Origin of the sequence: Psychrobacter sp. TB55-MNA-CIBAN-0194, assembly GCF_040309505.1 — a bacterium.
GTDB classification, from domain to species: Bacteria; Pseudomonadota; Gammaproteobacteria; order Pseudomonadales; family Moraxellaceae; genus Psychrobacter; species Psychrobacter fozii.
In genome coordinates, this window is sequence record NZ_JBEOOW010000193.1 from 1 (window position 1) to 279 (window position 279).

At 45.5% G+C, this 279-nt stretch carries 1 protein-coding gene; it reads left to right on the forward strand.

The genetic code is table 11. The features are described 5' to 3' along the window. On the forward strand, positions 1-279 hold a 279-nt coding region (locus AAEY75_RS14795; protein ID WP_352259992.1), incomplete at both ends, for a glycogen/starch/alpha-glucan phosphorylase.

The window sequence follows — 279 nt, forward strand, 5'->3', positions numbered from 1 at the left end:
CAAGATATGGTGCCTCGTTGTGTGTTGATTGGTGGTAAGGCGGCGCCAGGTTATGCCATGGCAAAACAAATCATTAAGTTGGCCAATAATGTTGCCCATATGGTTAACTCCGATCCTCTGGTGTCGCCATTGTTACGGATGGCTTTCTTACCCAACTACAATGTTAGTGCCATGGAAAAAATATGTCCGGGTACCGATTTATCTGAGCAAATATCGACTGCGGGTAAAGAAGCCTCAGGCACTGGCAACATGAAGTTTATGATGAATGGCGCCTTAACT